This is a genomic window from Undibacterium sp. Tian12W (assembly GCF_049339405.1).
Classification (GTDB): domain Bacteria; phylum Pseudomonadota; class Gammaproteobacteria; order Burkholderiales; family Burkholderiaceae_D; genus Undibacterium.
This window is the reverse complement of the sequence record NZ_JBMPPK010000002.1, coordinates 426135-450319: the sequence shown is the minus strand read 5'-3', so window position 1 is coordinate 450319 and position 24185 is coordinate 426135. Positions and strand designations below refer to the sequence as shown.

Annotated in this window: 20 protein-coding genes; 1 reads left to right on the top strand and 19 read right to left on the bottom strand. The window is 51.2% G+C overall.

Annotation, left to right across the window (positions count from 1 at the left end; all coding sequences use genetic code 11):
* The first annotated feature begins 110 nt into the window (after positions 1 to 110).
* The gene (locus ACO0LI_RS04025; protein WP_423031034.1) at positions 111 to 2033 is read left to right on the top strand and encodes a M64 family metallopeptidase; all 1923 of its coding nucleotides are present in this window, start codon (positions 111 to 113) and stop codon (positions 2031 to 2033) included.
* 71 nt (positions 2034 to 2104) lie between these two features.
* Here the strand turns inward: ACO0LI_RS04025 and ACO0LI_RS04020 are convergent, their stop codons facing one another.
* From ACO0LI_RS04020 to ACO0LI_RS03930, 19 genes are all read right to left on the bottom strand, one after another.
* Positions 2105 to 2536 carry a nuclear transport factor 2 family protein gene (locus tag ACO0LI_RS04020; protein ID WP_423031032.1) on the bottom strand — a complete coding sequence of 144 codons (432 nt, stop codon included), beginning with the start codon at positions 2534 to 2536 and terminating at the stop codon, positions 2105 to 2107.
* Between the two features lie 69 nt (positions 2537 to 2605).
* On the bottom strand, positions 2606 to 3244 hold the full coding sequence (locus ACO0LI_RS04015; protein ID WP_422949176.1) for an SGNH/GDSL hydrolase family protein: 639 nt from the start codon (positions 3242 to 3244) through the stop codon (positions 2606 to 2608).
* A gap of 50 nt (positions 3245 to 3294) precedes the next feature.
* Entirely contained in the window at positions 3295 to 3636 is a 342-nt protein-coding gene (locus ACO0LI_RS04010; RefSeq protein WP_423031030.1) for a zinc ribbon domain-containing protein YjdM, read from the bottom strand.
* Between the two features lie 74 nt (positions 3637 to 3710).
* Complete coding sequence (locus ACO0LI_RS04005) at positions 3711 to 5768, bottom strand: PAS-domain containing protein (protein ID WP_423031028.1); 2058 nt, start codon at positions 5766 to 5768, stop codon at positions 3711 to 3713.
* 185 nt (positions 5769 to 5953) lie between these two features.
* On the bottom strand, positions 5954 to 6373 hold the full coding sequence (locus ACO0LI_RS04000) for a GNAT family N-acetyltransferase (RefSeq protein WP_423031026.1): 420 nt from the start codon (positions 6371 to 6373) through the stop codon (positions 5954 to 5956).
* A complete protein-coding gene (locus ACO0LI_RS03995) occupies positions 6373 to 6873 on the bottom strand; it encodes a DinB family protein (RefSeq protein WP_423031023.1) in 501 nt (166 codons plus the stop codon). The genes ACO0LI_RS04000 and ACO0LI_RS03995 overlap by 1 nt, the downstream gene beginning before the upstream one ends.
* A 245-nt stretch (positions 6874 to 7118) precedes the next feature.
* Complete coding sequence (locus ACO0LI_RS03990; RefSeq protein WP_422974656.1) at positions 7119 to 7556, bottom strand: hypothetical protein; 438 nt, start codon at positions 7554 to 7556, stop codon at positions 7119 to 7121.
* A 155-nt stretch (positions 7557 to 7711) separates the two neighbouring features.
* Positions 7712 to 8185, bottom strand: a complete 474-nt coding sequence (locus ACO0LI_RS03985) for a VOC family protein (protein ID WP_423031021.1) — start codon at positions 8183 to 8185, stop codon at positions 7712 to 7714.
* Positions 8186 to 8269: 84 nt separating this feature from the next.
* Entirely contained in the window at positions 8270 to 8566 is a 297-nt protein-coding gene (locus tag ACO0LI_RS03980; protein ID WP_423031019.1) for a cupin domain-containing protein, read from the bottom strand.
* Positions 8567 to 8581: 15 nt separating this feature from the next.
* Positions 8582 to 9076 carry a nuclear transport factor 2 family protein gene (locus tag ACO0LI_RS03975; RefSeq protein ID WP_423031017.1) on the bottom strand — a complete coding sequence of 165 codons (495 nt, stop codon included), beginning with the start codon at positions 9074 to 9076 and terminating at the stop codon, positions 8582 to 8584.
* Positions 9077 to 9138: 62 nt separating this feature from the next.
* On the bottom strand, positions 9139 to 9378 hold the full coding sequence (locus ACO0LI_RS03970; RefSeq protein ID WP_423031015.1) for a hypothetical protein: 240 nt from the start codon (positions 9376 to 9378) through the stop codon (positions 9139 to 9141).
* A 169-nt stretch (positions 9379 to 9547) separates the two neighbouring features.
* Positions 9548 to 9934 (bottom strand): hypothetical protein, encoded by a 387-nt coding sequence (locus ACO0LI_RS03965; protein WP_423031013.1) that lies wholly within the window; start codon positions 9932 to 9934, stop codon positions 9548 to 9550.
* Positions 9935 to 10202: 268 nt separating this feature from the next.
* Positions 10203 to 13481, bottom strand: coding sequence for a fused isobutyryl-CoA mutase/GTPase IcmF (gene icmF, locus ACO0LI_RS03960; RefSeq protein WP_423031011.1), 3279 nt, complete (start codon positions 13479 to 13481; stop codon positions 10203 to 10205).
* 221 nt (positions 13482 to 13702) lie between these two features.
* Positions 13703 to 14173, bottom strand: a complete 471-nt coding sequence (locus ACO0LI_RS03955) for a hypothetical protein (protein WP_423031009.1) — start codon at positions 14171 to 14173, stop codon at positions 13703 to 13705.
* 39 nt (positions 14174 to 14212) lie between these two features.
* Positions 14213 to 17830, bottom strand: coding sequence for an indolepyruvate ferredoxin oxidoreductase family protein (locus ACO0LI_RS03950; RefSeq protein ID WP_423031007.1), 3618 nt, complete (start codon positions 17828 to 17830; stop codon positions 14213 to 14215).
* A 495-nt stretch (positions 17831 to 18325) separates the two neighbouring features.
* On the bottom strand, positions 18326 to 19627 hold the full coding sequence (locus tag ACO0LI_RS03945; protein WP_423031005.1) for a sugar MFS transporter: 1302 nt from the start codon (positions 19625 to 19627) through the stop codon (positions 18326 to 18328).
* A 14-nt stretch (positions 19628 to 19641) separates the two neighbouring features.
* Positions 19642 to 20643, bottom strand: a complete 1002-nt coding sequence (locus tag ACO0LI_RS03940) for a glucokinase (protein ID WP_423031003.1) — start codon at positions 20641 to 20643, stop codon at positions 19642 to 19644.
* Complete coding sequence (locus ACO0LI_RS03935) at positions 20640 to 23213, bottom strand: glycoside hydrolase family 3 protein (protein WP_423031001.1); 2574 nt, start codon at positions 23211 to 23213, stop codon at positions 20640 to 20642. Before ACO0LI_RS03935 ends, ACO0LI_RS03940 begins: the two co-directional genes overlap by 4 nt.
* Before the next feature lie 87 nt (positions 23214 to 23300).
* Positions 23301 to 24131 (bottom strand): glycoside hydrolase family 16 protein, encoded by an 831-nt coding sequence (locus ACO0LI_RS03930; RefSeq protein ID WP_423030999.1) that lies wholly within the window; start codon positions 24129 to 24131, stop codon positions 23301 to 23303.
* Between the last annotated feature and the right edge of the window lie 54 nt (positions 24132 to 24185).

Sequence of the window (24185 nt, the reverse complement as noted above, 5' to 3'; positions counted from 1 at the left end):
ATAGCGTTTGCCTGTTTTTGGTTAATATATTTACGGGCTTATTCTTGACCTGGCGACGCACTTATCCGTGTCGCTGAAAAACTCGCTACTATCTACAAGGCTCACCCATCATGGCAGACGTCACCCCCTTACTGAATACCGGCAGCAGCAAAAACCGCGTTGATATCGTCTTCGTTGCCGAAGGTTATACGGCTGCGGAGCGCGCCAAGTTTTTGGCAGATGCGCAAAAATTTCTCGACAATATGCTGGGTGATTCGAATGCCAAACTGAATGCGCCATTCTCGCCATACAAAAACCTGTTCAATGCCAGTGCCATTTTTGTCGCCTCAACCCAATCAGGAACTGACCAGCCCAACCAGAATATCAGCGTCAATACCTATTTTGATGCGAGCCAGCATGGCAGTGATGGGCGTTTGCTGTATGGTGATATTTCCAAGGTCACTTCTTACGTCAACAGCGCCGTCGCCAGTGATGCGCATGAGTTGGTCGTGGTGCTGGTCAATACGGCGCTGTATGGTGGCGCCGGCGGTTCCATCGCCTGGGCATCTGCCGGAAATATTTCATCGGCTGAAGTCGTACTGCATGAGATAGGCCACAGCTTTGCCGGTTTGCAGGATGAATATGTAGATACATCCATTGCCAGTAATTACCCAACGACAGATCCCGGCTTTCTGGCCAGCCCGCATGTGACCGATTCGCTGAACCGCATACCATGGTCTGCATGGCTGGGTTTTCAGGATGGTGATCTTGGCGTGGTGGGTACTTACCAGGGCGGCTATTACCGCAACACTGGCATATGGCGTGCGACCCAGGATTCAAAAATGAATCATCTGGGTGTCGCCTTCAGCGCGCCTGAAAAAGAAGCCTTTGCCCTCAAATATTATGCTGCCATTGGCGACTACCTCGACCTGTATTCCAGCATACCTGGCATTTACCAGCCATCAGTGCCTGATGCCAGCCTGCTGGCTTACACCTGGAAGATCGCTGGCAACACGGTCAATACCACAGACAAGCTCTACTTTGATGCCTATGGCTCCGGTGCCTACAAGGCTGGGGCCAGCCTGAGCCTGACGACCATAGACAATACCGGCTATATACGCAAAAACCTGAACACCACGCAGCAAACAGAAACCACCACGCTGGACAAAACCATCATCAATGTCAGTGGTGCCAGCAGCAGTCTGAATGCCAATAACACTATTTACCAGTTTGATGGCAGCAATAATACGATAGGTCTGAGTGCGCCTCAGTCCGTACGCTATGATTACATTGATGGAGGTGCGGGCACAGATACCCTGGTCATCAACGCCAAACTGGGTACAGGTGGCGGCAGTTATTTTGTCTGGGAAATCGGCAACAACACCATGTTGCTAGGTAACCAGAATGCGGCTTACTGGGCTGCCCACAATGTAGAAAAAATTCAATTCACTGACTACATCGTCAACACCACGGTGTATGACAATGCGCATACCATTAAGACCGGTGAATTGAAGGCGCTGGAAGAATTGTATGTAGCCTATTTCAACCGTGTGCCTGATGCGGATGGCCTGGATTACTGGATCACACAATTCAAGTCTGGCATGAGCTTCAAACAGATAGGCGATGCCTTCTTCCTGGCGGCTGCGCAGTTCCCGGCACAGACCGGTTACAGCGCCAGCCTCAGCAATACTGATTTTATCAATATCATTTACAAGAATGCCATGGGCAGGGCAGATGGTGCGGATGCAGCGGGCCTCAAATACTGGCTCAATGAACTCGATACCGGCATACAGAGCCGTGGCTCCATGGTCAGCGCAGTGCTGGCAGGCGCGCGTGCCTTCACGGGCGACGCGACCTGGGGCTGGGTCGTCAATCTGCTCGATAATAAAATCAAGGTCGCCAATCAGTTCGCTGTGGAATGGGGCTTGAATTTCCTGACGCCTGAGGCCTCCATCACGAATGGCATCGCGATTGCATCTGCTGTGACAGCCACTGATACTTCTGCAGCGATTACACTGGTAGGCATTTACGATGGGCAGATACAATTTGCCTGATAAGCACCTTGCATTTGGCCAGACACGTCTGGCCTTATAGCGCAATAACAAAGCCCCCCAGGGTGGCTTTGTTATTTGACGATACCTGCATGTATCGCCGTCTGGCCATCACTCCAGAACACTTTCTGGACGATGAAATTGATCAGCCATTGCCCACTGGATTTACTCAAGCCAAATTGATACAGGCAATGCGTGTGCAGGGTCTGGCCATCTGCATTCTTGCGAAAAATAATGGTGGAGACTTTTGCATTTGCAGCAGCATCGTTCAATTCAATTTCAGTATTGCCGCTCAGATGATGGGTCTGCAAGTCTTGCAGGGCGATGCGGCGTAATTCTGCATAATGCTGATTGCTCATCTGCTCAGGCGGTGTGCCGCGCAAATCTGAGTAATCAGTATGGATGGAACTGGCAAGGCAGGCGCTCAAGGCATCCCAGTCTTTCAGGTCAAAGCTATTGGCAAACCTCGCAAGCAGGTTTTGTATGGCATGCAAATCAGCAGTCATAGAATTTCATTTCGAACTTAATCTTCAAACTTAGTTTCAAACTTATTTTTCAAACTTATTTTTCAAGCTTCATTTCAGCATAGACGTAACAACACCGACCAGTTCCCAACCCAGGATAAGGTGCTGGTCAGCATCCAGGTGCACGCCATCGTATTCACTGCATGTCACGACACTGCCAGCATCAAAGAAATGGCAGCCAGCAGCGGCCGCTACTTCTTTATAAGCTTCGGCCAGGCCTTCACACTTTTCTTCGCAACCGACAAACTTGGGCGCTATCATGCCCTTGGGGTCATATGGCATAGGTGGTGCAACGATAAGTATCGGCGGGATTTGCATGCCGGGTTCTACCGGCGCCTGGCGTATGGTATTGATGATGACGGCCAGCCCCTGTGCAGACAGCCAGGCATTATTCTGGTGCATGGACTGGAAATCATTCACACCGAGCATGACGATGACAAGAGACAAAGGCGTCAGGGTTTCTATGCGCTGCGCCAGGCCTTGCGAGCCATTGCGGCCCGGTTTGAAGGGATCTTCCCAGACAGTGCGGCGGCCATTCAGGCAATCTTCGACCACGCGCACATGCTGGTCGGCGCTATTCAAGCCTATCTCCAGCACACCGGGCCAGCGCTCTTCAAAATTCAGGCGTTTGCGCGTTGTCGGGATCAAGCCCCAGGACATGGAATCGCCATAAACCAATATGTGCCGCATGCTTTGCTCCCGATTAGATGTATGTTTAACCCGTGTATGTTTAACCCGTGTCAGACTTTTTTCAGATAACAGGCTTTCAACATGAAATTACCTGCATCCATTTTACAATCGACTTCATGATCGCCGCTGACCAGGCGTATGCTTTTTACCTTGCTCCCCATCTTCAGGGTGGTCGATGAGCCTTTGACTTTGAGGTCCTTGATGAGGACAACAGCGTCGCCGTCTGCCAGTACATTGCCATTTGAATCCCTGATTATGCGCTCATCATTGTCGTCAGCGCTGGTGGCAGCCTGCATGGGCCATTCATGTGCACAATCGGCACAAATATAATTATCGCCATCCGGATAAGTGTTTTCCATCGAACAAACCGGGCAGGCGGGAGATTGAGACATGTGATGCTTTCCTGGTGCAAAAAGAAAAGCAGTATAGCCGACCACCTGCCTGAAACCGGCAATACCCGAGTAGCTTAGTCAGCGGGGTCGGTATCGGGGTCAGTATCGGGGTCTGTGTCGTTAACGGTCGCGACCAGGGGGATTTGCATGATGAAACTGGTGCCCGCCCCCTCCTCACTTTCTATACGGATATCACCTCCGAGCAGGCTGGTGACGATGTTATAGACTATATTCATGCCCAGTCCGGTGCCGCCCTGACCGAGTTTGGTGGTGAAGAAGGGATCAAATACACGCCCAAGGTTTTCTGCTGGTATGCCGACACCATTATCATCAAAACGCAGCTCCACCCTGTCCTGGCCCAGCATAGTGGCACTGATCCAGATCTGGCCATCAGATTTGCCTTCAAAGGCGTGCAGGATGGCATTGTCAATCAGGTTACAGATCACCTGGTCTAGTGGTCCCGGGAAACTGTCTAGCTCTATCTGCTCAGGAATATCCACGCTGATCTGCAGGCCCGCCTGACGTATCTTGGCCATCATGGTGGCAATCACGTCATGGCAAACCTTGTTGAGCTGGAAGCGGCGGCGCTTGGAACTGGCCTGATCTACTGCCACCTGCTTGAAGCTGGCCACCAGGTCAGCCGCATTGTTCAAGCCATGCTCGATGAGCTCACTGGCATGTTGCGCGGCCTGCAGATAGGCAGTCAGGTCCGAGCGGCGGATATTGCCATCGCTAATCTTTTGCGCAAATTCCTGGGTCTTGGCTTGCAGGGTACTGGCCGTCAGCAGGCTGTTGCCGATGGGGGTATTGAGTTCGTGGGCCACACCCGCTACCAGAGAACCCAGCGCAGCCAGCTTTTCACTGCGCATCAGATCATCCTGGGTATGGCGCAATTCGGTCGTGCGCTCGGCGATATTCTGTTCCAGCAGCGCATTGGCTTTCGACAAGGCAGTCTGCACTTTTTTAAGTTCAGTGATATCGGTATAGGTGGTGACAAAGCCCTGCAGCTTGCCGTTTTCATGGATGGGCCTGCCCTGCACAAGATGGGTGTGGGCATTTGGCCTTACGCGCTCAAACTGGTGGGCCTGAAACTGTCTTGCCAGGCTCAGGCGGGAATTGATGAGCTCTTCTATATCACCTTCACCATACTCACCACGCGTAGCCATGATGCGCAATAAATCTTCAAATGGCACGCCCTCGTAGATCGCATCAGGATGATAGTCGAGCACATCGAGAAAACCCTGGTTCCATAAATACAGTTTCAGTTGTTCATCAAACACACTCAAGCCCTGGGGCATGTGTTCCAGCACTGCCTTGAGGAATAATGACTGTTTGTGGAATTCGATTTCTATACGGCGTTTGGCTGTCACATCCAGACAGGTAGTAACCACGCCACCACCATCTACCGGGACACCCCGCACTTCAATGATGCTGCCGTCAGAACGTATACGCTCATAGGAATAGGGCTTGTCACTTTGTATGATGGCCATGAGCTTGGCCAGCTTATCTTCATCGCTGGCGCTACTGAATTCACCATATTCTCCGCGCCTGATATTGGCCTCGAATATCTCGCTGACCAGCGGCTGCCTGCCCTCGAACAGCGCTGCGGGCAAGTCCAGCATGCGCAATAATTCTTCATTCCAGGCGACGAACCTGAGATTTTCATCAATCAGGGAGACGCCGCCGGGGAAATTTTCAAGTAAAACACGCAGCTTTTCATTTTTCTTGCGCGCCGTCAGCTCGGCCTGCTTGCGTTCAGAAATATCACGTACCGCAGCAATAATGCATCGCCTGCCATGGTCTTCAAGAAGGTTAAGAGCAACTTCAGAAGTGAATAAATTACCATCAGCCCGGCGTGAAGCCCATTCAAAGCGTTGTGGCTTACCAGCAAGGGTCAGCTCGATGTAACGGTTGGCCGCAGTCACTGAATCCTGACCATCAAATTGCGTGGCGGCAGACAAATGCACAGGCGAACTGGACAGCAACTGCTCTCTTGAAAAACCAAACATTTTCTCAGCACTGGGATTGCAGTCAATGAAAACACCACCTTCCATGACCAGCAACGCATCCAGAGCTTGCTCTACCATGGCGCGGTATAGGGCAATTCTGGATAATTCCACTTGGCCTGGCATAGGCATCCCTGACTGATTTGAAAACAGTACCAACAGTGTTTTTAGAAAATACAGCGCATATTCGAGTATTCATCAAACCCGCCCAGACTACAAGCAGCAAATCCTGTGGGCAACAGAATAACAGCATCTTCAGCAATCGTGCTATCTGGCAACATGAATCTTGCTATATCCATAACGCTTCATAGTCAAACAAATTGAAGCAAGTAATAAGAACCGTCTTCTCCTGTCCCCATCTCCAGTTCGCGCCAGCCCAGGTGACGGTAAAACGCAATGGCAGCATGATTGCTTGCTACACATTTGAGTTGCCATGGAAATGCCAGGTGCGCCTGCAGATGCTGCAATAAAGCCCGCCCTGCTCCCTGGCCTTGCACCATGGGGTGCACATATAAATGGTGGATGTAGGCATGTTCTTCTTGCACAGCCAGCAAAGCCAGCACCTGGTCGCTGCTATCTACCGCGACCCAGATGGTTTCACCGCCGGAAACCGCCGCAAAATCAGGAATAGTCCCAGGCGGGCGGATTTGCCATGTGGCTTCGATGATGCAGAGCCGGTAGATTTCCTGCAATGCGGCGGCATCTTTTTCACTGGCAAGCCGTATTGCCATCAAGGCTTATCCACAGCCTGGCGGCTTAAAAATACCGTCAAGGTGTCTTTTGGCGGTTGTTTGCCAGTCTGAAACAAGATGCGACCCACTGCACCCCGGTGATAATTACCATGAGTCGCTACGTGCAATAACATCTCGCCACGTGACATGCAGCCAGGGGTACCGTCGACAAAGCTAAAACGTATGTCGTCTGCAAACCTGGTTTCAGGTTGTGCTGCGACATAGTCTATATACCAGCGGTCAACATGCTGCACACCATGCTGCAAATCAGCCAGTGTGGGTGTTTCTTTGGTGTTCAAGGCAGTAAAGCCATGCTGCTCACTTTGCAGATTGGCGATGAAAATCTGATCCACCACGTAGATATGATTGAGTATTCTTATTGCATCATGCAGCTCACGCGCATGTTCGGCTGGCGATACAGTTCCCATGAGTTGATACAAGTCAGTATTAGCCCAGGCTTTGTATTCAAACAAATTCAGTAAAAGTTTTTTGGTATGCATATGATTCCGATGAGACATGCTTGTACATGCAACGCTATGTGAATGCCATGTGAGTGCTATTTGAACACTCAGTGACCTGTAAATGAATGATATGTGCCACCAAATGACAGCACACAGATTGCAGCTATTTTAGCCATTAATGTATTTATGTGTTGGACGCCCGTCACCGAAAGCGGGCAAAAAAAAAGCCTGTCATCTGGACAGGCATTGATAATGAAACTTAGGGCTGAAACTGCTAGCGCAGCTTATTTCGTCGCTTCCGTCGAGGCAGTCAGTAAATGCAGGGGACGCACTTCTTGCGATTTTGTTTTTACCTCATTGATGGAAATTGTTCTGCCATCAAGGAACACCTGATAAGTCGAAGCAGAACCGCCTGAATTTTGCCTTAGCGACATGCGTGTCTTGCCATTGAGCTGATAATCCACACCTGAGCCGCCATGTACTGCGCGGTATTTGATGGTCTTGCCATCGATACCGGCATTGAATGCCGCAGCCCCCTTCATCTTCAGCAAAATATCATACAAGCCATCAGGATTTCTGCCAGCAAATTGCGCCATTTCCACTTCCACATCCTCACCTTCGAGGTATTTACCGTAAGGATTCACGACGACGGTCTCAGCCATGGCAAACCCCGCCATGGCGAATAAAAAAGACGCAGCAATCAATGGCTTTGGTAGTTTCAATTTTATTTACCTTTGGATGTAAGTGGCTTATAGACTGGCAATCAGCGATTCATAGCAATGCATACGCTGAAATTGGGGTCTGGCAATCTTACATAAATAAAATCAAAACTTGGATATAGGTAGAAATATTTACAAAATTTACATTTTTTACAAACTCATCCGGCATAGGCTTTATCCAAGTCGGCAATGATGATTTTCTTCATCTGGAACATGGCCATCATGACTCTTTGTGACTTTTCCTGGTCGGCATCACTGAGATAACGGATCAATGCTTGGGGTACAACTTGCCAGGACAGGCCATATTTGTCAGTGAGCCAGGCACACTGGCTTTCCTGACCACCGCCCGCCAACAATTTGTCCCAGTAATAATCCACCTCTTCCTGCGTTTCACAATCGATGACGAAGGAAATGGCAGGAGTAAAACTATACACAGGCCCACCATTCAGGGCGACGAATTCTTGCCCGGCCATGGTGAACTTGATCGTCAACACCGTGTCCTTGGGCAGAGGGGCACCTTCGCCATAGCGGACTACATCCAGGATTTTTGCATCCTTGAAGATGTCGAGGTAAAAATGTACTGCTTCTTCAGCCTGATGATCAAACCAGAGGGTAGGGGTGATTTTTTGCATGATGCCGTCTCCATTTTAAATATAGATTCAAGAGGATTTACAAGCTACAGCCAAAACTCAATTCTGCATTGCTGCAATGCTGCATTATTGATCAATAATAATCAGGGTACCCCTGCTACCCGCCGCAACCGCATGCGGCGTATGCGCAGGCACCAGATACAGCTCACCCGCTTTGATAGCGACAATCTCGCCGTGAATATCAAGATTCATTTGCCCATCGAGCACCAGCAAGGCCTCAGTAAAATCATGCGTTTCATCAGGATAATCGCATTCATCCATGCGCAAGACCTTGACTTGCGCACCACCAGCCTTGCCCAGGATGGCAGACCGCCAGGCGCTGGGCAAAGATGCCGCCTCTGAAATCAAATTTTTATGCAACATCTGTCTGCAAACCTCTCAATGACTGTCTTTTAAAGCCGGGTCCAAGTGCTCTGCAATCTTGCCATTCTCTATGCGGAACATGTCAAACCAGGTCGTCGTGTATTTCTTGTTAGCATCTTTGGGATCTGGCACGGTACTGACAAAGCTCAAAATCACTTTATCGCCCTCGGCAGTAATCGCCACCAGCGGCGCCTTGACCTTAGCCTGTATGTCCTTGGGTTTGACGAATTTGCTGAACAACTCGACAAATGCCGCACGCCCTGTCCCTACTCCGGGGTTGTGCTGCATATAGGACTCGGCCAGATATTTGTCCGCCAGCTCCATATGCCCGCCTTCAAACACTTCCCGCCAAAAGTCATACACCAGCCGCTTATTCGCAGCCAGCCGCGCATCCGCACTGTCCAGCATGGCCTCATGATCAGGATTGGCCTGCACAGGCAATTGCGCATGAGCAAGTAAAGGCAGGCTAAGACAGGAAACCAGGGCAAGACGACGAAAAGAAATCAACATGAATGCTCCCTAAAGGAAAAACACATACCGCTTACCAACCGCGAAGTGCCTCACAAACAGTATTACTTGCCCGCATCACCTTTCGCAGGCTTGGCAACAGCCCCACCCGTTTGGACCTCAACAATCGCCCTTTGTTCATCCGCCTTCTGCTGCATCAACTGCGCCGCCTCTTTCGCCTTATCCAGCTGCGCTTTCTGCTCGGAAAGAAAATTAGCCGAAGCACTAGGCTCCACCTTGGGTTCTGGAGGTTTGTTGCAGGCAGCAAGAATAGAGATGCTAGCTAAAACAAGAATGGTACGCATGAAATACTCCTGAAAGCCGCAGACCGCAGCCATGACCAGATTAAATGTAGATAGGTATTCTAGCAATAAATAGCGCCGAGCAAAAAACAAAGAAGCCCGGAAGTTCCGGGCTTTGATGAATCACACGTATTGTTTGTTGCTACTAGCATTTAACACTCGCGCGTAAGAATTATTGCGACTGCCACAAAAGTGATAGGTCACCATCTAAAAAACCAACACCTACAGCTCGACTATCCAACAAGGCTTTAGCTGCCGCCTCATGCTTGAGATACGCGCTGACAAGGATTTCAATCCTAGATAAACAGGTTTCCCATTCGGAACCTGAAAAAGACAAAGGTATATCAATTGCCCTTGTTTCTGGCTGCCACACTTCATCGCATGCCCAGTCGGCGTCAGTAGAATCAAAACTACCGGCACCAATCAATTCAATGCCAAATTTTGAATTCTGATTTTTGGCATTTTCAAACAAATTAAATGAGTATGCTTTGATTTCAGGCGAAGTCGTTTCTGCAAGAGATAATCCCAACCACGTTTTGAAAACCGATTCGAAATCCATATAGGAATCCTCAAAATCTCATATTTTAAACGAATGAAATTTCTCTGAACTTCGAGGGACATCAAGAAATTCAATAGGCATCAAGTTTTACACCGGCACGCGCAGCGTCGCCAGCCAACCGTATCCGTGGCACGCTGAGAAATTCAATTCGCGGGATGCAGAGCAAGGCGCAAAGCACAGCAATACGTCGGTATTGCGCGCATTTGCAACGCAGCTATGCGCCCGCTAATTGGATTTATCAGCGTGACACATTATCGGCGTGACTCAGCTACATGTTGCGACGATATTGTCCTCCAACCTCGAAAAGCGCAGTAGTAATCTGCCCCAAAGAACAAACCCTTGCCGCATCCATCAACCTGGCAAACACATTCTCATTATTGATCGCCGCCTGCTGCAAGGCTGCCAGCGCCTTCGGTGCCACATCCGCATGACGTCCATGGAAATCCGCCAGGCGTTGCAATTGCGATTGCTTTTCTTCTTCGGTAGAACGCGCCAGTTCTATCTTTTGCGGCGTGTCATTGGCTTTAGGATTGCGGAAGGTATTCACACCGATGATGGGCAAGGTGCCGTCATGTTTCAGGTGTTCATAGTGCATGGATTCTTCCTGTATCTTGCCGCGCTGGTAACCGGTTTCCATGGCACCCAGTACACCACCGCGTTCGGCGATGCGCTCAAACTCCTGCATCACGGCTTCTTCTACCATGTCGGTCAGTTCTTCGATGATGAAGCTGCCCTGTATAGGGTTTTCATTTTTCGCCAGACCCCATTCACGGTTGATGATGAGCTGGATCGCCAGGGCACGGCGCACTGATTCATCAGTAGGCGTGGTGATCGCCTCATCATAGGCATTGGTGTGCAGGCTGTTGCAGTTGTCGTAGATCGCGATCAGGGCTTGCAATGTTGTGCGGATATCGTTGAAATCGATCTCTTGTGCATGCAGGGAACGGCCACTGGTCTGGATATGATATTTGAGTTTCTGGCTGCGATCATTCGCACCATATTTGTCACGCATTGCCACTGCCCAGATACGGCGGGCCACGCGGCCCAGCACCGTGTATTCAGGGTCCATGCCGTTGCTGAAGAAGAAGGACAGGTTGGCCGCAAAATCATCGATATGCATGCCGCGTGCCAGATAGGCTTCGACAAAGGTGAAGCCATTTGACAGCGTGAACGCCAGTTGAGAAATCGGGTTCGCACCTGCTTCGGCAATATGGTAGCCGGAGATGGAAACAGAATAGAAATTGCGCACCTGGTGATGGACGAAATATTCCTGTATGTCACCCATGACCTTCAAGGAGAATTCTGTCGAGAAGATGCAGGTGTTCTGGCCCTGGTCTTCTTTCAGGATATCTGCCTGCACGGTGCCGCGCACGTTCTGCAATACCCAGGCGCGTATCTTGGCGGATTCATCTGCGGTGGGTTCACGCTTGTTATCGATGCGGAATTTTTCCATCTGCTGGTCGATGGCAGTATTCATGAAGAAAGCCAGTATCGTCGGTGCAGGGCCGTTGATGGTCATGGATACCGATGTGGCCGGGTCGCACAGATCAAAGCCATCATACAAGACCTTCATGTCTTCCAGCGTTGCAACGGAAACGCCAGAGTTACCGACCTTGCCGTAGATGTCAGGACGTATGGCCGGGTCCGCGCCGTACAGGGTCACTGAGTCAAATGCAGTCGATAGGCGTTTCGCATCCATGCCTTGCGACACCAGCTTGAAACGGCGGTTAGTACGGAAAGGATCACCCTCACCGGCAAACATGCGGGTAGGGTCTTCGCCTTCGCGTTTGAAGGCGAACACACCAGCGGTGAAAGGGAATGAGCCAGGCACGTTTTCCAGCATCAACCAGCGCAGGATTTCACCGTGATCGACAAAGCGCGGTAAAGCCACCTTGCGTATCTTGGTGCCAGAAAGAGATTGCTGTACCAGGCGGGTGCGGATTTCCTTGTCGCGGATTTTGACGACATATTCATCACCGGCATAAGCAGCCTGCATGTCTGGCCACATGCTGATGAGTTTTTTGGATTCGCCATCCAAACGGTTTTCACGCTCGGTAATCAAGTCATCAAAATCAGCAGACTTGCCTGCCACTGACAGCATGCGTTTGGTCTCTTGCAGTTGCTGGCGTTCACGGGCGATCAAGACCTGCTTGCCGGTATTCTTGTGATAGGCGCGTACCGTATCGGCAATCTCGGCGAGGTAACGGCTGCGGGCTGGAGGCACAATCACATTTTTGGCACTGGAATATTTGACGCTGATCGCTGCCAGCTTGCTGGGTTTGGCCAGCAAACCACGCTGCACCAATGCGGGCAAAATGCCTTGGTAAAGCGCAGTCACGCCATCATCATTGAAGCGTGAAGCTTGTGTGCCATAGACTGGCATTTCATCTGGCTTCTGTGTCCACAGTTCGCGGTTGCGTTGGTATTGTTTGGCGACATCGCGCAGGGCATCCTGTGCACCTTTGCGGTCAAATTTATTGATGGCGACAAAATCGGCAAAATCCAGCATGTCGATTTTTTCGAGCTGCGATGCAGCACCAAATTCTGGCGTCATGACATACATCGATACATCAACATGCGGCACGATCGCCGCATCACCCTGGCCTATGCCTGAAGTCTCGACGATGACCAGATCGAAACCGGCGACCTTGCAGGCAGCGATGACGTCTGGCAGAGCTTGTGAAATTTCTGAACCCGCTTCACGCGTTGCCAGCGAACGCATGAAAACCTTGAGTTTGCCCTTCCAGGGATTGATGGCATTCATGCGTATGCGGTCACCCAGCAAAGCACCGCCAGATTTGCGGCGCGATGGGTCTATGGAAATCAGGGCGATATTCAGGTGATCGTCCTGGTCCAGACGTATGCGGCGTATCAATTCATCTGTAAGTGAAGATTTACCCGCACCACCAGTACCCGTGATACCCAGGGTAGGTGTCTTGCTCACCTTTGCCGCATCCATCAATTGCGTGCGTAATTCCGGCGCGACCTTGTCGTTTTCCAGCGCGGTAATCAATTGCGCCAGCGGACGATGCTTGTCGGCGATATCGCCTTGCTGCAATACTGCCAGCGTTGTTGGTGCATAGCCGGACAGGTCACTGTCACAAGCCTGTATCATTGACAAAATCATGCCCACCAGTCCCATGCGCTGGCCATCTTCAGGGCTGAAAATACGCGTTACGCCATAGGCATGCAGGTCGGCGATTTCTTCCGGCACGATGACACCACCGCCACCGCCAAATACCTTGATATGCGCACCGCCGCGTTGCTTGAGCAGGTCTATCATGTATTTGAAGTATTCGACATGGCCCCCCTGATAACTGGAAATAGCGATGCCCTGGGCATCTTCCTGCAGGGCGGCAGTGACGATTTCTTCTACCGAGCGGTTATGACCCAGATGGATCACTTCTGCACCATTCGCCATCAAAATACGGCGCATGATATTGATCGAGGCATCATGGCCATCGAACAGGGAAGCGGCGGTAACAAAGCGCACTTTATTGGCAGGTTTGTATTCAGTCAGGTTCTGGGCAACGGACAGGTCAGTCATGTCTTCCTCATCGGTCTTGTTTTATCACAATGACTATTGCTATTTAGCAATAATTATCGTGTTTGGGTTAGGCTAAGTTATATGACGTTAACGTAAACGTCAATTAAAAATTGAAATCATGTTTTTCATGCAATTCATCGATTGCATGCATTCATTCATATTAGTTGATTGGCAATTCTTGCATTAAGTACCCCGCTTGAATATTTGCTTAATTGCACCGTTCATTTGCGCAATTGCAATTCACGCCCTGACAATTGGTATTCCTTGCGTCTGTCACCTGTTTCGGTGACAAGCACCACACTCAAGTCCTTGCAGCTAGCATGAGCACCTGCTATGCGTACTACCCCATTCCATGCGCGCACATCAAACAGACTGGAAGCACCATGACCTGCGCTGGCATGCAAGACCGCAGTGCCAGAACTCGGGCTGATAATTTCCACACTCCAGTCTTTAGGGATGCCTGCCAAGCTCCAGAATTCTCCGCAGGCTTGCGTCAGTTTCAATTCAGTAAGCCGTTCGCCATCTTCCCTCGCCAGCGCCAGCCGGGGTAAGTAGAGGCGCAAAATTGAGGCTGGTGCAGCATTGGCAGTTGCCATGCACAGGCCAGATGCGGCTATTGATATCACCAAGAGTTTTTTGAACATACGGAACAGGATAAAGTTTTGGTCAGCTTGCTCTGCAACATTCAGCAAGGCTCACTTTTGTCAAAGTGAGCCTTGTCTGATCATCGTTCACGCTACGCGCGACACTTCCTTGATCACTGTTGTATTTTGAGGCTTCAGCAAAACCGTTTTCTCCTCATGATACGCCTGCATCGCCTTTTCTTTGACATGGCCGTAACCGCGTATCTTTTCAGGCAGGCCCGCGAGAGCAATAGCCTGTTCCAGATTATCCGCATTCAAACCTGCAGCCAGTTTTTCCATCAGCGCAGTGTATTCAACAATGAGAGCGCGCTCGGCCTTGCGTTCTTCAGTCTTGCCAAAGATATCCAGTGCCGTACCACGCAAGCCCTTGAGCTTGGCCAGCAGTTTGAATGCCTGCCAGACCCAAGAACCGTATTGCGCCTTGACCAGATGACCCTGTCCATCTTTCTTTGAGAAGATAGGCGGAGCCAGATTGAATTTAAGGCTGAAGTCGCCTTCAAACTGTTGTTTGAGTTTTGCGGTGAAATCGCCATTGGTATATAGGCGTGCGACTTCATATTCATCCTTGTAGGCCATGAGTTTGAACGCATATTTGGCGACTGCCATACTGAACTTGTTACCGGCATTCAATACAGATTCCGCCTTGCGCACTTTATCGACGAGATCAGCATATTGCTGGGCATAGGCGGCGTTCTGGTAATCCGTCAATACCGCAATGCGGCGTTTGATGAGGGCATCCAGGCTTTGCGGCATCTGGATGACGACAGGCTGGCCGGGGATGGCGATTTTTTCCACGCGGGCAAAATCCACCGCAGCACGGCGGCCCCAGAGGAAGGCTTTCTTGTTGGCCTCGATCGCCACGCCATTCAGTTCTATTGCGCGCAGCAAGGCGGTTTCAGATACGGGTATAGCGCCCTTCTGGTAAGCAAAGCCGAGCATGAACAAATTGGTGGCGATGGAGTCACCCATCAAGGCAGTTGCCAGTTTGGTGGCATTGATGAAATCAACATTGCCACCGACTGATTCAGAAATCAGGTGTTCAACTGACTCCAGCGGGAATTGCCAGTCAGGGTTCCTGGCGAACGGGCCGGTCGGTTGTTCATGAGTATTGATGACGGCACGGGTACGGTCTGCACGCATTTTGGAAATGGCATCATGTGCACCAGCGGTCAGGATATCGCAGCCCAAAATCAGATCAGCTTCGCCCGTTGCTATACGTTGTGCACGCAATTTGCCAGCCTGATTGACTATGCGTATGTGCGAAGTCACCGAGCCATTTTTTTGCGACATGCCCGTCATGTCTAGTACTGATGCACCCTTGCCTTCCAGATGCGCGGCCATGCCCAGCAAGGCACCGACCGTGATCACACCTGTGCCGCCTATGCCGTTCAACAGGATGTTGTAAGAGCTTTCACAGGCTGGCAATTGTGGCTCTGGAAGCGCGCCGAAATCATCAGTCTTTGCCGTGCCAGTCTTGGACTTGACCAGCTTGCCGCCTTCTACCGTGACAAAGCTCGGGCAGAAACCCTTGACGCAGGAATAATCCTTGTTGCAAGACGACTGGTCTATGCTGCGCTTGCGGCCAAATTCTGTTTCCACCGGCATGATGGACGTACAGTTGGATTGCACGCCACAGTCGCCACAGCCTTCACAAACTGCTTCATTGATGAACATGCGCTGGTTAGGGTCAGGGAATTCACCTTTTTTGCGACGACGACGTTTTTCTGCAGCACAGGTCTGGTCGTAAATAAGAACGGTCGCGCCAGGGATGTCGCGCAATTCACGTTGCACCGCATCCATATCCTTGCGGTCATGCAGAGTTAAAAAGCTGGGCAGGTTGGAGCGGTCTGTGTAACGTGACAAATCCTCAGTCACCAGGGCGATGCGCTTGACACCTTCTGCTGCCATTTGCTGCGCCATCATCGGTACGCTGATAATGCCATCGACGGGTTGTCCGCCCGTCATCGCCACTGCATCGTTATACAAAATCTTGTAGGTGATATTGACCTTGGCAGCCACGGCTGCGCGTATTGCCAGATAACCGGAATGGAAGTAAGTACCGTCACCGAGGTTCTGGAACACATGCGGCAAAGTCGAGAATGCGGCCTGGCCTATCCACGGTGCACCTTCACCACCCATGTGGGTAGTCAGCTTATTGAATTCGGGGTAAATCGCGGTCGCCATGACGTGGCAACCTATGCCTGCCAGTGCCAGGCTGCCTTCTGGCACCTTGGTCGAAGTATTGTGCGGGCAACCTGAGCAATAGTAAGCCGGGCGTGCAGGTGTATTGACCTGCTTGCTGAGCACGACATCCTTGGCTTCCAAAAATGCCAGGCGTGCCTTGATCAGATCGCTGGTATGGAAGCGGGCGATGCGGGAAGAAATCACGCGGGCAATTTGCGCTACCGAAAAGTCAGCCTTCGAAGTCAGCAACCATTCACCACGCGGATGTACCCATTCGCCTTTTTCATCGAACTTGCCAATGACGCGCGGGCGTACATCGTCGCGCCAGTTATATAGTTGTTCCTTGAGCTGGTACTCGACCATCTGGCGTTTTTCTTCAACGACCAGAATTTCATCGAGACCCTGGGCGAATTCGCGCACGCCATCCGGCTCAAGTGGCCAGGGCATGGATACCTTGAACAGGCGTATGCCTATCTCGGCAGCAAATTTTTCATCTATACCCAGTTCTTCCAGCGCTTCCAGCACGTCCAGGTAAGACTTTCCGGAGGCAACGATGCCCAGACGCGCCGTCGGGCTGTCTATGGTGACATGATTGAGTTTATTGATGCGGGCATACGCCAGGGCTGCATAGATTTTGTAATCCTGCATCAGGGCTTCCTGCTTGCGTGCCTGTATGCCCAGGGTATCCAGAGACAAACGCGTGTTCAGGCCACCTTCGGGCATGACAAAATCTTGCGGAATTTTGATTTGCAGGCGGAAAGGGTCAGCATCCACCGATGAAGTGGATTCCACGGTATCCGCCAACGCCTTGAAGCCAACGGCACAGCCTGAGAAACGTGACATGGCCCAGGCATGCAAGCCCAGGTCCAGGTATTCCTGCACATTGCTGGGGTAGAGCATAGGGATCATGCAGGCAGAGAATATATGGTCAGACTGGTGTGGCAATGTTGATGAATACGCACCATGGTCATCACCGGCCACCAGCAATACACCGCCGTGTTTGGATGTGCCAGCATGGTTCATGTGCTTGAATACGTCAGCACTACGGTCCACGCCAGGGCCTTTGCCGTACCACATGCCAAATACACCATCGTATTTGGCCGGGCCTATCAGGTCTACCGTTTGCGAGCCCCATACTGCAGTTGCGGCCAGGTCTTCATTAACGCCGGGCACGAACTGCACATGGTTTTGCTCCAGCAGTTTTTTGGTTTTCCACAATGTTTCATCCAGACCACCCAGCGGAGAGCCGCGATAGCCGGAAATAAATCCCGCCGTATTCAAGCCCGCAGCCAAGTCGCGCTGGCGCTGCATCATCGGCAGTCTTACCAGGGCTTGTATGCCTGACAAAAAGATCGTGCCGCTATTCGACGTATATTTATCGTCAAGTTGCACATCATTCAATTGCGGGGGGCTGGTGATCTGGCTGGCTTCAAGCGCATCACTGGATGCTTCTTGATTTCTATTGCCTGTTCTGGCAAGGGACGAGAGTCCAGCAGACTCCATGGTGGTGTCGGATGACATAAGGTGGCTCCAAAATTTGTGATTTAGATCGCAAAGAGCATGCGTTGTATCCGGTAAGACACAATTTTGCTCGGAGCCTATAGCGAGGTATCAGAGATAGGCTCTCGTTGCGTTGGTAGTGATAACTACCATTTTATTCGAATCCTGGACAAAATTCGATGTCAAGACACTACGCCTGTCGTATTTGATTATGTCAAATACAACGGCCATGCCTGCATTTTCTTTTTATCCGGACCAAAGAGACATCAAAAGAAGCTTTCGAAATTTCGCTGCAGCGCTTCTTCGACTTCCTTTGAAATCTGCTGTGTTCACAGTGTAGATTGAATACGCGCTGGTGGAAAATATGGAATTAAAATAGGGGTATCATGAAAAATGATAGCTCTTACATTGTGGAAAAAATTGTGGACAAAAAATTATGGGCAAAAAAAAGCGGGATCATGTAGCTCCCGCAATCTCCTGTAACGAAGAAAAAACCAGACTGAGTTTTACTTCCACCTATTTGCTGGAATACATGCCCGCATACCGTATGCCGAAATACAGGATGAAGGTATAGCAGGCTGCAGGCACATAGAAAGACATATGCAGGCCTATGCTGTCAGCCAGATAGCCTTGCAGGAAAGGCACCAGCGCACCACCGACGATGGCCATGCACAAAATACCAGAGCCCTGACCTGTCAAAGGCCCCAGCTTGTTCAGGGCCATGCTGAAGATGGTCGGGAACATAATGGAATTGCACAGTCCCACTGCCAGTATCGCCCACATCGCCAGCGAGCCATGGCTATAGATGGCCGTCAGGATCAGGATGATGGCAGCGGCAGAATTAAACGCCAGGGTCTTGCCCGGGCTGACCTTGCGCATGACGGCAAAACCAATGAAGCGGCCTACCATGGCACCACCCCAGTAAAAACTCACATAGTGCGCTGCGACTGCTGGTGGCAAGCCACCGACATCTGCCTCACCCAGGAAATTAATGAGGAAGCTGCCTATGCTGACCTCACCACCGACATACAAAAATATACCAATCGCCCCCATGAGCAGATGGCCGTGTGACAACACCGATGTCCTGCTGCTGCTGACGCTGTTGACATTAGTGTTGCTTTCTTGTGCATGTGTAATCTTGGGCAGGCGGGCAAAGGCGAACAGGACTGCCAGTAGCAACAAGGCACCAGCCAGCATCAGATAGGGCATTTGTACGGCAGCACCAGCGCTGGCGCGATAAGTGATTTGCTCTGCTGCGGGCAATTGATTGATTTCTACCGCTGTCAATGCAGCACCAGACAAAATCAATATGCCGCCGAGGATAGGCGCTACCGTGGTACCCAGGGAATTGAAAGCTTGCGTCAAGGTCAGACGGCTGGAGGCTGTTTTTGCTTCCCCCAATACCGTGACATAGGGATTGGCAGCAACTTGCAAAATCGTGATGCCAGATGCCAGTACAAAAAAAGCCAGTAAGAACAGTGCATAGCTGCCCATGGATGCAGGATAAAACATGGCGCAACCAGTGGCGGCAATGACAAGGCCAGTCACTGCGCCATGCTGATAACCAATTTTTTTGATCAGCATACCGGCAGGCAGGGACACAATAAAGTAGGCACCAAAAAAACAAAACTGTACCAATGTCGCCTGCACATAACTGAGTGTGTAAATTGATTTCAGATGCGGGATCAGCACATCATTGAGTGAAGTCAGAAAACCCCACATGAAAAACAAAATCGTCACGATGACGAGAGAGCTGGTCTGGCTTCTGGCATTGCCGTCAGATGTGACGGCAGCGGTTGTCGGTAATGAAGTTTCCAAGATGTAGCTCCTTATTAAATTTTTTCTTGCTTGCCAAGATGATCTGCCAGCATGGCTGATACACCGAGAAAGGCTGGATATTCTTCAGTGATCAGATAAGTCGGTATCTGCGCCAGAAAACTGCTGAGCCGCCCCTTGGCTTCAAAACGCTGACGAAACGTCGAGGCAGCAAACAAGCGACCCAGCCTGGGGACGATGCCCCCACCTATATACATGCCGCCAGTCGCCCCAAGGGTCAGCGCGACATTGCCTGCCATACTGCCCAGGATGGCGCAGAAGTGTTCAACCGTGCGCAGGCAATCTGTGCAACTGCCATCAAGTGCACGGCGCGTGATATCTGCGGCATCCATCGTCTTGCCAGAGATGGCAGTACAGATTAATTCCAGCCCCTTGCCTGACAACAGGCGTTCTGCCGAGACATGTTCATATTGCTGCCATAGCGTTTCCAATATGCGCATTTCTTCACGGTTGGCTGGTGCAAAGCTGGCATGCCCGCCTTCACTGGACAAAGCTGCCCAGGAATTGCCCGCGGGAATAATGCCAGACACACCCAGCCCCGTTCCAGCACCGATCAAACCTATGGTGCCGCCCGGCATCTCCGCACCACCACCAATTTTTTGCAACTGGCTAGCGTCAAGATAAGGCAAGGCCATCGCGAGTGCCGTGAAATCATTGATGACCAGCAGGCTGCTGAAATCGAGTTGCGCACGCACAGCAGAGATGGAAAAACTCCAGTGATGGTTGGTCATGCGCACGCTATCGCCATCGATGGGGTTGGCGATAGCGATGGCTGCATGGCTTATACGTGCTTCATGCCTGATCTGTACTTGCCTGACCGCGTCGCTGGCGAGATAGCTTTTCATTGCATCAGGCAAACCAGGATAGTCAGCGCAAGCCAGCACGCTGACCGCCTCAAACTGACGCTCTGCGGTTTCCAGCGCAAAGCGGGCATTAGTGCCGCCTATATCAGCCAGCAGGCGCGGGTAAATCGGGGTGATCTTTTGACTGGACATCATTTCAGCTCTGCGCAATTCAAAGCGTCCGGTTCTTTGGCTGCGCCACCGACTATCTGTATATTCGTGAAGGCAGCGCTGAAAGCGGCTGTACTGCTGATGCTGAATGGCACATCCACGCTATTGAGCTTGACGCCTTTGGTCGTGAAACAGGACAAGGGAACTTTGATAGTCTGTTTTTCTTTTTTGCCAGCCAGGTGTTTGAAGGCTTCGGTCACATCCACACTGGCGCTGCAGTGATTACCACAGTGCATGGACAAACTGACCGTGCCTGCAGGTGCAGTAGCCACGATAGTGTCAAAACTCAATGCACCATCTTTGGTGGCGAAGGCAGGTATGGCTTTGCCTTGCGCCGCGCGGGCTTCCACGCGCGCTGCACCACTCCAGCTCACGAGCTTGGCATCTTGTTGGCTATTCACTTGTGAGGTTTGTACGCTGATACCTTTCATATTCAATACACGGTTCAGGTCTGATCCCACTGCCTGCTGCTCATTGCCACTGACAACATACAGAGGATAAGTCGCACGGTCAGCCTGATTGAATACTGGGTATGCATTTGTCACGCCGCAACCACCGGATGGGTATTTGCTATCGAGCTTTCCTGTTTTTGTCTTGCTGGAATAATTGAGACCATAGCCGAGCTTGAACAAAGGCGAGTAATTCGCATCATCAAAATTCAGGCTGGCCTGGCATACAGACTTGGGCCACGAGAATGACAGCGTGCCCTTGAAGTCATGCGCCACTTTGCCATCTGCAGCGCGGAACAAGACATCGGCCACGCCCTTGCCTTCTGAACCTGGCAACCAGGCGGCGACAAAGCTGTCAGACAGGTTCAACAGATCATTGACGTACAGCGGGCGGCCAGAGACAAACAAGGTTACTACCGGCTTGCCCTTGCCAGACACTGCTTGCAGCACCGCCAGGTCTTCCGGGTAGCGGCTGCTATGACGCAAATTACCAGAGGGGCCAATATCGCCATACATTTCCGCATACGGTGTTTCACCGATGACGGCAATCACGGCATCAAAGCGGCTGACATCAACACCCTTGGCATCGGCACTGAACTCAACATTGGCATCACCGACTGCCGCCTTGATACCTGTCAGTATCGAGTCAGCATTCGGGAAGTCTGCATTCTTGTTATCCGTGCCCTGCCAGGTCAACGACCAGCCTCCAGTTTGGTTTGAGATATCGTCTGCAGTCTTGCCGACCACCAGGATTTTCTTGTTGCTTGCCAGTGGCAAAGTCGCGCCATCGTTCTTCAACAAGACCAGAGACTCACGCACGGCCTGCCTGGCCAGCTCGCGGTCTTGCAGGGCATCCTGCTTGCCAGCATAGCTATTGTCAGAAGGTTTTTTGCCGAACAGGCCTGTGCGTAATTTGACACGGATGATGCGGGTCACTGCATCATCTATCCTGCTCATGGGTATCTCGCCAGACTTGACTTGGGCAATGGTGTTGCTGATGAAAGCTTTCCAGTCATCCGGTACCATGACCATGTCTATACCGGCATTGATCGCTTGCGCGCAACTGTCATTGCGGCAGCCGGGTACTTCTGCTATGCCATTCCAGTCAGTGACGATAAAACCATCAAAGCCCATTTTTGTTTTAAGTACATCTGTCAGCAGCGCCTTGCTGCCGTGCATTTTGCCGTAATCTGCGCCTGAGGCTTTATCGTTCCAGCTATTGTAGGATGCCATGACGGTTTGCGCGCCTGCTGCCAGTGCTGTCAGATAGCCTTGCCCATGTGTATTGAGCATCTGCGCATTGGTAGATAGATTCACACCCCTGTCCTTGCCCTGGTCAGTACCGCCATCGCCCATGAAATGCTTGGCAGTGGCAATGACATTGCCATCATCCATGAAGGAGCCCTGCAAGCCTTTGACATATTCACCCGCATACTGGCGCACCAGTGCACCGTCTTCAGAAAAACTTTCATAAGTGCGCCCCCATCTGTCATCACGCACTACCGCCAGCGTAGGGCCAAACACCCAGGCGATGCCGGTGGCACGCACAGACTTGCCCATGGAGCGGCCTATCTGCGCCGCCAGTTGCGGATTGTGCGCAGCACCCAGACCGATATTATGCGGGAACAGGGTAGCGCCATATACATTGCTATTGCCATGTATCGCATCAATACCCCAGACCACGGGCACTTTGACTGCCATGTCAGTCGCCATCGAAGCTTCATAATATTTATCTGCCAGCGCGACCCAGTCAGCCGCCGTACCATGCTTGTTATTGCGGTCTGGCCAGCTGCCGCCGCCATTCAGGACCGAGCCCAGGTAATAGCGGCGTACATCATCCGGTGTAATAGCCTTGATTTCTGGTTGCGTCATCTGGCCTATTTTTTGTTCCAGCGTCATGCCTGCAACGATGGCAGCTACCTTTGCCTCGATAGCCGGGTCTTTGCTGATGACGCTCTGGACTTGCGGCCACGCTGCCAGATTCTTGTCAGGCATTTTGCCCGGTCCGTACTGGTTTGCCGTGTCCGCCGCAAAGGCGTGGCTTGCTCCATATGCCAGCAGGATGGCAGAACTGATCTGTATGCTCTTATGCTTCAATTTCATCATGGTGTGCTCTTTATTATGGAAGGAATCTGCTGATTCGCTTTTGTCTCTTTATTGATGGTACTTGGTTTATACGTCGAATTTTTGCGTTCATGTTTTTCTTTTATATACGCGCACATAATCTACCAGCATCTGTTGCGGGAACCTGGTATTTGCATCCGGCGCGCCTGGCCATTCACCACCTATGGCGAGATTCAGGATGATGAAAAATCCATGGTCAAATACCCACTTGCCCGGCACGTTCGTAGGGCTGGCCTGATGATATAGCTGACCATCAAGATACCAGCGTATCTGCGTCGCATCCCACTCGACGGAATAAATGTGAAAGTCATCAGCCAGTTTGCCCTGCGCAAGTTTTTTTGAACCACCAAAGCCAGTGGCTCCGTAATAACCCGGCCCATGCAGGGTAGCGTAGCTGGTCGCTGCTTCCTTGCCTATGTTTTCCATAATGTCGATTTCGCCGCGCTCTGGCCAGCCAACAGCACTAGCCTCCGCGCCCAGCAGCCAGAATGCAGGCCAGACACCCTGGCCTGCCGGTATTTTGATACGTGCCTCGAAACGGCCATAAGTGAATTCACGCAAACCAGCGGTCTTAATACGTGCCGAGGTATAGTCACTGCCAGCAAATTTTTCTTGCCTGGCTTCGATGACCAGCATGCCATTTTCCAGCCTGAGATTTTCCTTGCGGGCTGTGTAGTTTTCCAGTTCATGATTACCCCAGCCATGCCCGCCAGTTTCTATCTGCCAGCTTTGCAAGTCCAGTTTATCAGCGGCAAATTCATCGGCCCAGACCAATTCCCAGCCGTGCTGCAAACTGGGCACGACTTGGGTTTGCACGAGATTGCTGCTGCCCCCGCAAGCGGTGAGCAGCAATAAACTCAGGTAAGTCAGACATGCTGGCAAGGAAAATCGTTTTTTCATGTTGTCTGCCGTTTTTGTTCATTGCAAAATCAAAAAACCTGATGGATACATGCA

What these genes read in the sequence shown, in the direction of transcription:
- ACO0LI_RS04025 (WP_423031034.1), top strand. Translation starts at nt 111, where the DNA reads ATGGCAGACGTCACCCCCTTACTGAATACCGGCAGCAGCAAAAACCGC.
- ACO0LI_RS04020 (WP_423031032.1), bottom strand. Translation starts at nt 2,536, where the DNA reads ATGACTGCTGATTTGCATGCCATACAAAACCTGCTTGCGAGGTTTGCC.
- ACO0LI_RS04015 (WP_422949176.1), bottom strand. Translation starts at nt 3,244, where the DNA reads ATGCGGCACATATTGGTTTATGGCGATTCCATGTCCTGGGGCTTGATC.
- ACO0LI_RS04010 (WP_423031030.1), bottom strand. Translation starts at nt 3,636, where the DNA reads ATGTCTCAATCTCCCGCCTGCCCGGTTTGTTCGATGGAAAACACTTAT.
- ACO0LI_RS04005 (WP_423031028.1), bottom strand. Translation starts at nt 5,768, where the DNA reads ATGCCAGGCCAAGTGGAATTATCCAGAATTGCCCTATACCGCGCCATG.
- ACO0LI_RS04000 (WP_423031026.1), bottom strand. Translation starts at nt 6,373, where the DNA reads ATGGCAATACGGCTTGCCAGTGAAAAAGATGCCGCCGCATTGCAGGAA.
- ACO0LI_RS03995 (WP_423031023.1), bottom strand. Translation starts at nt 6,873, where the DNA reads ATGCATACCAAAAAACTTTTACTGAATTTGTTTGAATACAAAGCCTGG.
- ACO0LI_RS03985 (WP_423031021.1), bottom strand. Translation starts at nt 8,185, where the DNA reads ATGCAAAAAATCACCCCTACCCTCTGGTTTGATCATCAGGCTGAAGAA.
- ACO0LI_RS03980 (WP_423031019.1), bottom strand. Translation starts at nt 8,566, where the DNA reads ATGTTGCATAAAAATTTGATTTCAGAGGCGGCATCTTTGCCCAGCGCC.
- ACO0LI_RS03975 (WP_423031017.1), bottom strand. Translation starts at nt 9,076, where the DNA reads ATGTTGATTTCTTTTCGTCGTCTTGCCCTGGTTTCCTGTCTTAGCCTG.
- ACO0LI_RS03970 (WP_423031015.1), bottom strand. Translation starts at nt 9,378, where the DNA reads ATGCGTACCATTCTTGTTTTAGCTAGCATCTCTATTCTTGCTGCCTGC.
- ACO0LI_RS03965 (WP_423031013.1), bottom strand. Translation starts at nt 9,934, where the DNA reads ATGGATTTCGAATCGGTTTTCAAAACGTGGTTGGGATTATCTCTTGCA.
- icmF (WP_423031011.1), bottom strand. Translation starts at nt 13,481, where the DNA reads ATGACTGACCTGTCCGTTGCCCAGAACCTGACTGAATACAAACCTGCC.
- ACO0LI_RS03950 (WP_423031007.1), bottom strand. Translation starts at nt 17,830, where the DNA reads ATGTCATCCGACACCACCATGGAGTCTGCTGGACTCTCGTCCCTTGCC.
- ACO0LI_RS03940 (WP_423031003.1), bottom strand. Translation starts at nt 20,643, where the DNA reads ATGATGTCCAGTCAAAAGATCACCCCGATTTACCCGCGCCTGCTGGCT.
- ACO0LI_RS03935 (WP_423031001.1), bottom strand. Translation starts at nt 23,213, where the DNA reads ATGATGAAATTGAAGCATAAGAGCATACAGATCAGTTCTGCCATCCTG.
- ACO0LI_RS03930 (WP_423030999.1), bottom strand. Translation starts at nt 24,131, where the DNA reads ATGAAAAAACGATTTTCCTTGCCAGCATGTCTGACTTACCTGAGTTTA.